This window comes from Nocardia sp., from assembly GCF_025465275.1.
Lineage (GTDB): Bacteria > Actinomycetota > Actinomycetes > Mycobacteriales > Mycobacteriaceae > Nocardia.
Window position 1 is genome coordinate 1 of record NZ_JAODNK010000119.1, and the last position, 8,728, is coordinate 8,728.

Annotated in this window: 12 protein-coding genes; 8 read left to right on the forward strand and 4 right to left on the reverse strand. The window is 66.1% G+C overall.

Annotated features, from left to right (window positions below; genetic code table 11):
- The coding region (locus JWN03_RS26540; RefSeq protein ID WP_297620606.1) for an amidohydrolase family protein at window positions 1-657 on the forward strand (657 nt) is incomplete at its 5' end.
- A gap of 71 nt (window positions 658-728) precedes the next feature.
- Entirely contained in the window at window positions 729-1,397 is a 669-nt protein-coding gene (locus JWN03_RS26545; protein ID WP_297620609.1) for an O-methyltransferase, read from the forward strand.
- Here the strand turns inward: JWN03_RS26545 and JWN03_RS26550 are convergent, their stop codons facing one another.
- Complete coding sequence (locus tag JWN03_RS26550) at window positions 1,398-1,952, reverse strand: PadR family transcriptional regulator (protein ID WP_297620612.1); 555 nt, start codon at window positions 1,950-1,952, stop codon at window positions 1,398-1,400.
- A 96-nt stretch (window positions 1,953-2,048) separates the two neighbouring features.
- On the opposite strand from JWN03_RS26550, the gene JWN03_RS26555 reads away from it, so the two are divergent.
- Together JWN03_RS26555 and JWN03_RS26560 are read left to right on the forward strand one after the other, a co-directional pair.
- Window positions 2,049-2,450, forward strand: coding sequence for a nuclear transport factor 2 family protein (locus JWN03_RS26555; RefSeq protein WP_297620614.1), 402 nt, complete (start codon window positions 2,049-2,051; stop codon window positions 2,448-2,450).
- 52 nt (window positions 2,451-2,502) lie between these two features.
- Window positions 2,503-2,913: a YchJ family protein gene (locus JWN03_RS26560; protein WP_297620617.1), complete on the forward strand. Its 411-nt coding sequence runs from the start codon at window positions 2,503-2,505 to the stop codon at window positions 2,911-2,913.
- A gap of 222 nt (window positions 2,914-3,135) precedes the next feature.
- Here the strand turns inward: JWN03_RS26560 and JWN03_RS26565 are convergent, their stop codons facing one another.
- Window positions 3,136-3,804 carry a TetR/AcrR family transcriptional regulator gene (locus JWN03_RS26565; protein WP_297620619.1) on the reverse strand — a complete coding sequence of 223 codons (669 nt, stop codon included), beginning with the start codon at window positions 3,802-3,804 and terminating at the stop codon, window positions 3,136-3,138.
- 132 nt (window positions 3,805-3,936) lie between these two features.
- Between JWN03_RS26565 and JWN03_RS26570 the strand changes: the two genes are divergently transcribed.
- Complete coding sequence (locus tag JWN03_RS26570; RefSeq protein WP_297620622.1) at window positions 3,937-5,403, forward strand: MFS transporter; 1,467 nt, start codon at window positions 3,937-3,939, stop codon at window positions 5,401-5,403.
- On the opposite strand, the gene JWN03_RS26575 is transcribed toward JWN03_RS26570, so the two are convergent.
- Window positions 5,378-6,160: a hypothetical protein gene (locus JWN03_RS26575; RefSeq protein WP_297620626.1), complete on the reverse strand. Its 783-nt coding sequence runs from the start codon at window positions 6,158-6,160 to the stop codon at window positions 5,378-5,380. The two genes, JWN03_RS26570 and JWN03_RS26575, sit on opposite strands and share 26 nt — an antisense overlap.
- Before the next feature lie 115 nt (window positions 6,161-6,275).
- Here JWN03_RS26575 and JWN03_RS26580 point away from each other — a divergent pair, with 115 nt between their 5' ends.
- Entirely contained in the window at window positions 6,276-7,166 is an 891-nt protein-coding gene (locus tag JWN03_RS26580; RefSeq protein ID WP_297620629.1) for an SDR family NAD(P)-dependent oxidoreductase, read from the forward strand.
- Between the two features lie 42 nt (window positions 7,167-7,208).
- Here the strand turns inward: JWN03_RS26580 and JWN03_RS26585 are convergent, their stop codons facing one another.
- On the reverse strand, window positions 7,209-7,631 hold the full coding sequence (locus tag JWN03_RS26585; RefSeq protein ID WP_297620632.1) for a hypothetical protein: 423 nt from the start codon (window positions 7,629-7,631) through the stop codon (window positions 7,209-7,211).
- A 262-nt stretch (window positions 7,632-7,893) separates the two neighbouring features.
- On the opposite strand from JWN03_RS26585, the gene JWN03_RS26590 reads away from it, so the two are divergent.
- Together JWN03_RS26590 and JWN03_RS26595 are read left to right on the forward strand one after the other, a co-directional pair.
- Window positions 7,894-8,139, forward strand: a complete 246-nt coding sequence (locus tag JWN03_RS26590; RefSeq protein ID WP_297620635.1) for a hypothetical protein — start codon at window positions 7,894-7,896, stop codon at window positions 8,137-8,139.
- A 131-nt stretch (window positions 8,140-8,270) separates the two neighbouring features.
- A partial coding sequence (locus JWN03_RS26595) for a hypothetical protein (protein ID WP_297620638.1) occupies window positions 8,271-8,728 on the forward strand: 458 nt, incomplete at its 3' end.

Here is an 8,728-nt window from a genome sequence, read left to right on the forward strand (position 1 = left end):
CACGATATGGGCGCCATCTCCATGATCGGCAGTGATTCCCAGGCCATGGGCCGCATCGGCGAAGTGGTCATGCGCACCTGGCAGACCGCGCACGTCATGAAGCGCCGTCGCGGCGCGCTGCCGGGCGATGGTGCGGCGGACAATAATCGGGTGCAGCGCTATATCGCGAAGTACACCATCTGCCCGGCGGTCGCCCACGGTCTCGATCACGAGATCGGTTCGGTCGAGGTCGGCAAGCTGGCCGATCTGGTGCTGTGGGAGCCGGCGTTCTTCGGGGTGCGCCCGCATGCGGTGCTCAAGGGCGGCATGATCGCCTGGGCCGCCATGGGTGATGCGAACGCCTCCATTCCGACCCCGCAACCGGTGCTGCCGCGACCGATGTTCGGCGCCTCGCCAGCGGTGGCGGCGGGGACTTCGCTGCATTTCGTCTCCGAGCAGGCCATCGAGGACGGCCTCGCCGATCGGCTCCGGGTCAATCGGAAGCTGGTGCCGGTGGCCAATGTTCGCAAGCGGACCAAGGCGCATATGCCGCGCAATGACGCCATGCCGCGCATCGAGGTGGATCCCGATACCTTCACCGTGCGCATCGACGGCGAGGTGTGGGCGGAGGAGCCGGCCACGGAACTGCCGATGGCGCAGCGCTACTTCCTGTTCTGAGTCGTCCGGCCCGCGATCATGCCGAATTAAAGGGAGGCCACCCGCCGCGTGCGGGTGGCAGACTTGCCGGTATGACGACATCAGACTGGGCCGAAGTTGATCGTTATCTGGTGGACACCCTGGTGGGAGACGGGGATTCGGCGACCTTCGCCGCGAATGCGGCCGCCGGGCTGCCCGCCATCGACGTATCGCCGCCGCAGGGCAAGTTCCTCTACCTGATCGCCAAGTCCGCGCGGGCGCAGCGGGTGCTCGAGATCGGCACGCTTGGTGGATACAGCACCACCTGGCTGGCGCGGGCCGTGGGCAAGCAGGGCCAGGTGCTGACCCTGGAGTTCGAGCCCAAGCATGCCGAGGTGGCGCGGGAGAATCTGGATCGCTCCGGGGTGGGGGACCGGGTCGAGATTCGGGTAGGCGCCGCGCTGGACAGCCTGCCCGTCCTGGCCGAGGAGCACCCGGAGCCGTTCGACCTGGTGTTCATCGATGCCGACAAGGTCAATAACGCGAACTATGTGCAGTGGGCATTGCGGCTGACCAAGCCGGGTTCGGTCATCATCGTCGACAATGTGGTCCGCAATGGCGGCATCGCGAATCCGGATTCGCCGGATGCGGCCGTGCGCGCCAGCCGCGAGGTCATCGAATTGCTCGACGCCGAACCACGATTGGAAGCCACCGTGCTGCAGACCGTGGGCGGCAAGGGCTGGGACGGATTCGCCTACGCCGTCGTGGTCGACGGCGAGTAGTCAGCTCCGCGCACCCGGCCCGCCGTCGGGATGTGCGGCCAGATCCTCCCAGAAGTCGACGTACGCCTGCTCATGGCTGATGCCCAGCCGCAGGATGCGCGCCCGCGACACCGCCCGCTCGCTGTCGTCGGGATCGATTTCCGTATGCAATGTGCGGTAGAGATCCAGCCAGCGGCGGTGCTCGGCGGCCTGTGTGTGTGCCAGCGCCACCACGTCTCCGGGCCCGCCGAGATCGGCGAAGAAGAGTTTCACCTGCGCCGGATCGCGGGTCTCGGGCGGCGGTGCGCTGGGGTCGGCCAGCCAGCGGGTCAATTCGGCGCGGCCGGTGTCGGTCAGATGGAAGACCCGTCGCCGCCGGCCGCTGGTCTCGGCCTCCTCGCGCAGCAGTCCTTGCTCGGCCAGGCGCGGCGGGATGCGATACAACTGGGCGTGCGGGATCGGCCAGAAGTATTCGACGCTCTCCTCGATCCTGGCCTTGAGCTCGTACGGGGTGAGCGGCCCGTGCCTGGCGATCAATCCCAGCACTATGTGGTCCTGGTGGCCGACCTCCGTCATGCCGTGGCTCCTTTCGCTCGCCCATTGACACCGTATCGCTGAGACTATAGCTTAGTTGCTGCGAGACCGTCTCAAAGAGACTATTGAGGAGTGATGATGCGCGACTTCGGCATCGAGCTGTACGACCGGTGGACCGACCTGTGGAACGGGGATCTGGCCCTGGCCGCGGAGATCATGGCCCCGGAATTCACCCTGCGCTACGCCCAGCCCGGCGCGACCGTCTACGACGATATTCACGATGCGAAAGCCTTTGCCGCGCAGATCGAAACCTTCCACGCGCAGCTCCCCGGCGTGAAGTTCGCACCGCAGGGCCTCGGGGTCGTCGAAATGGACGACACCCGAACAGGTTTGGTGGCCCGGCCCTACGGCGTCCGTTTCACCGGCCGTGACGGCAAGCCCGTCGAGCTGAGCGGCACCGATATCCTGCGCGCCGAGAACGGCGTGATCGTCGAGGTCTGGTCGGTATCGGGCGGTCTGGTCGGGCGCAGTTTCTACTGAGCCCGGGATACCGCCGGTCGAACCCGGGAATCGGACGCGGACAATGGGCGCCATGGCGAAGCATCGCAAACCCCAGCCGATTCCCGAGGTATGCCCCTGCGGGCTACCCGCGAACTATGCGGACTGCTGCGGGCGGTTGCACGGGGGCGCGGCGCAGGCAAAGACCGCCGAACAGCTGATGCGCTCGCGCTTCAGCGCCTTCGCGGTGCGCGACGAGGCCTACCTGCTGCGCAGCTGGGATCCCAGCACCCGCCCCGCCGATGTCGACTTCGACCCCGGAATGCAGTGGGAGCGACTGGAAATCCTCGAGTCGACCGGAGGCGGCCCGTTCCACACCGAGGGCACCGTCGAATTCCGTGCCCACTACCGATCGCAGGGCACGGCCGGCGAGTTGCACGAGAACAGCCGCTTCCGCCGTGACAGTGGGTCCTGGGTCTACCTCGACGGCATCATCGAGCCCTGACGACGGATGCATGTGCGCCCGCGATGCAAGTGTGCACCGCGTGCAAGCCTATGGGCAATGCTGCGCAACGGCATTCATGACGCCGCCAAGTCCGTCAACCCTCGCGGTGTCGTCGCCCGCCCCGCCTTCGTCATCCCGGCATGTTTTTGGCCGGGATCCACACGAACTCTGAATCAACCCTGCCGGAACGACGGGGGCGACACGCTCGCCCGGGATCGCGCGCTACCGGCGGGTGCGGGCCTCGAAGCCATCGCAGAGTGCGGTGAGGCCGGAGTCGAGTAGGCATTGCGGGTCCAGCAGATCGTCGCCGCCGGTGCCGTGCAGTTCGATGAGCGCGGGCGGGGCGGGCCACCGGGGTTCGCCTTCGAGAAGTGCGGTGAGTCCGGAGGATTCCTCGGTTTCGCTGTCGCGGCCGATGAGCAGGCGGGCGCTCACGTGCTGCAGCGCCACCCCCGCGATATAGCTCCATACAGACAGCGACATGCGGGTGGCCTCGCGGGTGCTGACGCCGAGTTCATTGAATCCTTCGACGAGCCAGTTCAATACGAGCAGGCTGTTCTCGCCGAAGTTGTAGCGCGGCACCGCGAAGGTGAACAGCACCCAGGGGTGCTCCCGGTACAGCCGCCAATCCACCTCGGCGGCGATGCGCACGCGATCTCGCCAGGTCCAGCCCTGTCCCTCGGGTGCGGGATAGGGATTGCGCCGGGAAACCTCGTCGGTCATGGCCGCCAGTAGTGCGTCCTTGTTGGGGACGTGCCGGTACAGCGACATGGCTCCGGCGCCCATGCTTTCGGCAATGCGGCGCATGGACAGCGCGTCGATTCCGGACTCGTCGGCCAGTGTGATGGCGGCGTCGACGATGGCGGCCCGGGTGAGCTTGGCCTCGGTCATCGGACGAATTCTTTCCTTTCAAGCGCCGTTATGCGTACACTGTACTCCGGTCGTGCGTACGACGTACGCGCGCTGTTTTCAGCAGAAGCTGTCAGCAGAAGCCTTCGAATCGAAATCAGCTGAGGATAGGTGATGACCCGCACTCTCGCGCGCCCTGACGCGACGACTTCGCGCCGAGCCTGGCTCGGACTGGCCGTACTGCTGCTGCCGGTACTGCTGGTGTCCATGGACATGTCGGTGCTGTACCTGGCGATGCCCACACTGACCGAGGCCCTGGATCCGTCCGCGACCCAGCAGCTCTGGATCCTCGATATCTACGGCTTCATGATCGCCGGTCTGCTCATCACCATGGGCAATCTGGGCGATCGTATCGGCCGGCGCAATATTCTGCTCATCGGTGCGACCGTCTTCGGACTGGCCTCGGTGCTCGCGGCGTTCGCGCCGAGCGCCTCCGTGCTGATCGCGGCGCGGGCGCTCATGGGTGTCGGCGGTGCGACGCTGCTGCCCTCCAGTCTGGCGTTGATCTCCACCATGTTCCCCGATGTGCGGGCGCGCGCCACCGCCATCGGCGTCTGGACCGCATTCTTCGCGGGCGGTTCGGCGGTCGGCCCGATCATCGGCGGCGTACTGCTGCACCACTTCTCGTGGGGTTCGGTCTTCCTGATCAATACGCCGGTGCTGGTGGTGCTGCTGGTCTTCGGCCCGCTGCTGCTGCCCGAGCATCGTGCGGCCGGTCGCGGTCCACTGGATTGGCCGAGTGTGGGGTTGTCCATCGGCGGCATTCTGCCGATCGTCTTCGCCATCAAACACTGTGCCGCCGAAGGATTCGATCTGCCGGTTGTCGGTATCGGACTCATCGGTGTACTGCTGCTCATCGCTTTCGTGCGCAGGCAGCGGCATCTGGCCGAACCGCTGCTGGATCTGAGCCTGTTCCGCAATGGATTGTTCTCCGTGGCCATAGGTTCCAGCACGGTCGGCATGCTGGCTCTCGCCGGAATGAGCTATCTGACCAGCGTCTACCTGCAGTCGGTCACCGGCCGCGACGCGCTGGGCGCGGCGCTGCTCGGCATTCCGATGGCCGTTGTGGTCTTCGTCTGCTCGGTGAGCGGGGCGAAGGTCGGGCGCCGGCTGGGCATTCGGACCGCCTTCGTGGTGGCGCTGGGCATGGCCGCGCTGGGCAATCTGATGCTGCTCGGTGTCGGTGTGGACGGCGGAATCGGCTGGTACGTGGCCGGAACCGTGGTCGCCGGCGCCGGTTTCGGCATGGCGTTCACGCTGGTGTCGGAGGTGGCGGTGGCGGCGGTGCCGCCCGAGCGCGCCGGCTCCGCCGTGGGCATCTCCGAGACCAGCTTCGAACTCGGCAATGGTCTGGGACTGGCGCTGCTGGGTTCGCTTGCGGCACTGGTCTTCCGGTCCGGCGGTGACTTCGGGCCGACGCTGGGGGACACCCTCACCCATGCCGGTGGCGATAGCGCCCTGATCGATGCGGCGCGGGACTCCTTCGTGCATGGCATGCATGTGGCCACCACCGCGGGTGCGGTGCTGCTGGCCGGTATGGCGGTGATCGCCGTGATCAGTGGTCGAAAATCGCGCTCATGAAGTCGGATGCGGCCTTGTTCATGGGCGTGACCACGTTCAGATAGAGCCAGCGCACCGGGCGTTCCACGACGGTATGCCAGACCTTGGCGATGACCGCGAAAAGCGGTTGCAGCACAGTCCGATACAGGAATCGGCAGGGTGTCACCACCAGTACGCGCACCACGGTGGTGGCGACCTGCCAGCCGAACACGAGCGTTGCGGCTAGTAGTAGCAGGATCGGACGCAGCACCCAGCGCCATAGCCGGCGCAGCGGCCAGACAATGAGCCATTTGACCAGGAAGGTAACGGCCCACGTTGTCGCTCCGGCAATCGGCTTCAGAATCCAGCGGCCGATCCAGGTTGCCACCGGCTCGATCACCTCGTTGACCAGCCAGATCAGGGCGGGCCGCAATACCCTTCGCCACAGCCAGTCCTGCACCGCCCGTTTGATCGGGCGTAGGAAGTAGTCGAGCACCGCGGCACCCAGTGGGGTGAGGATCATGCCCCACAGCAACTGCTGGATGAGCAGGCCCCAGAGGTAATTCCGCACGAAGGCCCAGGCCGGGCGAATTATCCAGTACCAGGCCAGCTTTGCGACCGGGACCAGCAGATTCTCGACGATGTAGTCGAGCACCGCCACTGCCATCCGCCCCGCGAGCTTGCCTCCCTCCCAGAGCAATCGCAGCGGTAGGAAAATCAGCACCGCTACGGCGCGGGCCACCCACCCGCCGATCGAAACCTGCTCCGGCGTCTGCTGTTCCGGCGCCTCTATGGACATCGTCCCCGTCCTCTCCCCATTCACTCCTCTCATCCTGGTACAGGAAAGTGCCTCGCGCCCTGGGTATTTCCACTCAACTCCAGTTATGTACCGGTCGGGCGGTTACAGTCGAGGCGTGGGTGAGAACTCGACGCCGGAGTCCGACGATCAGCCCGGTTCGAACGGCCGTCCCTTCGCGGAACGGGTCGCGACCAGGCTCTTCTATCCGACCACCCGACCCCGCGACAAGGCCCTGCGCGATGCGATCGCCGGCCGCGTGGTGCTGGTGACCGGGGCGTCGCACGGCATCGGCAAGGCCTCCGCGAAGAAACTGGCCGCCGGGGGCGCGACCGTACTGCTCGTGGCGCGCACCCTCGACGATCTCGAACGGGTGGCCGTCGAGATTCGCGAGGAGGGCGGGACGGCGCATGTGTACCAGGCCGACCTCACCGAGATGGATGCTGTCGACGAGCTGGGCCGCGAACTGCTCGAGGAGCACGGTCATATCGATGTGGTGATCAATAACGCGGGCAAGTCGATTCGCCGCCCGATCGACGAATCCTATGATCGCTTCCACGATTTCACGCGCACCATCGATATCAATTACCTGGGCCCGGTGCGCCTGCTGCTGGCTCTGCTCCCGAGCATGCGGGAACGCCGCGAGGGGCACATCGTCAATATCTCCACCTGGGGAATCCGGATGCCGCCCGCGCCGCGCTGGGCCGCCTACGGCGCCTCGAAGGCCGCCTTCGATATCTGGCTCCGCACGGTGGCGACGGAGATCGCGGTCGACAATGTCACCACGACGTCCATCTATATGCCGCTGGTCCACACCCGGATGAGCGCGCCGACGGACTTCTCCGGCGTCCCCGGCCTCACCGCGGACGAAGCCGCGGATCTGGTGTGTCATGCCGTTGTTTCGCGGCCTCCGGAGATCTCTCCGTGGTGGACGGGTCCGGTGCAAGCCTGGAGTGATCTCCGGCGCGGTGCGGCGCAGCGCTTCATGGAACGTGGCTTCCGCCGCTGAATTCTCTGGGCCGGTGCGGTTTTCGGGTGCGCCGATATCCGGTCAGGATCGGGCGTAGTCGAATGACCGGGCGTTCTGGTCGAGTGAGGTGAATGTGGTGACCTGGGTGCCGGGTGCGGCGCAGGCGAATTTCATGCTTTTCACCGCCGCGGTGGCCGCCCGCGCGTCCTCGGATCCATTGTCCGACATCTTCATGGCCGCGGTGAATCCGCCCGTGGGGATTATCGCGTAGATGCCGGTGCCATTCCCGTGCCGGTCGCTGCGGAAGGTTATGCCGCCGGCGCCGTCGAATTGCAGCACATTGAACGCGCCCTCTTGCGCAGTGAACTCGCCTTTGACGTCGTTGAGGTCGGTGCCACAGCCCCCGCTGGCGCCGCTGAAGGGCGCACTGCAGGTCAGCGCGGCGCAGGCCACGATTGTCAGTGCCGCCACGACGGCGGTTCTCGAACCCGGTCCAGCAGTCATGCCGTTCCTTCCCGGTCAAGAGCTCGCCATTCACTGAACATCACGGATGTTCGAGTTCCCGTGCGACACGCCGTAAGGCCGCCGGAAACCTTTCTTTGCGCCGTCAGCGGCGTGTTCGTGTGAAAAGGGCCTGTTCCGCCCGTGTGCTGCCTTGTACCGCAACGGAATTCATTGCTCCCACAGTGAATTGATCCATTCGTGACATTCCGTGCAGGTGTCGGTTCCCGCGAATTGTGTTGAGCTGGTTGTACGGTCGTACCCCATGACGCAAAAGCAGCTCATCGGCCGCCTTGTCGCAGCGTTCGCTTGTGCCGCCGTGGTCACATTGAACCCATCAGCAGCATGGAGCTCCGGTGACGTAGGAGCCCCGCCCGCCGCCGGCCCCGGTGGCGGTTCCCCCCACGGCTCCACTCCCGCCGGTGGCGGCGCCGAACACCCGGTCCCCGCCCCCGAACGCATCGTCCCCGTCCCCCCGCCCTCCGGCGGCCTGCTCTGCCCCACCCCCTGACCTGATCCCTGCGTCGCCGGCCCACCGGAGAGCTGCGCTCCGACCGAACGCTGGATTATGCACTCGCTCAGCAGGATTCAATGTGGCATCCTCGAGTGCATGATCGAAAGAATCGAGTCACCCACTCGCGCATGAGCGAGTCGCCCGGGCCAGTGCCGCCCGGAACCCAGATCAGCCTGTACGACCACGCGCTCCACCTTCATCACCTCACCCCGGACAGTCCGCTGCCTCGCAATGGCGAGCCCTACCCGGACCACGACGACCATGGCAACGGACGGCGAGAGCAATCCTCGGACAGTCGTCGCGCGGGTATGGCGGCAGCCGCCATCCTGGACGCCCATTTCGCACGACCCGACGCGCCGCCCAGTGAACTGGCCTGGGCATTCCACGACGTAGATGTGCCGATCGTTCGCGACGACCATATTGCTGCCGCCGCATTGCGGGCTGATCGGGAGCGGGTCCATGAGACCGGTCGATGGCTCGTCCGGTACAGCCCCGACCGATGTTCGGTTCTGATCGGGCTGGCATTGCTGGCCATGGATCGGGGCGAGGACGATATCGAACTGATCCAGATCGTCGGCCTGCTCTC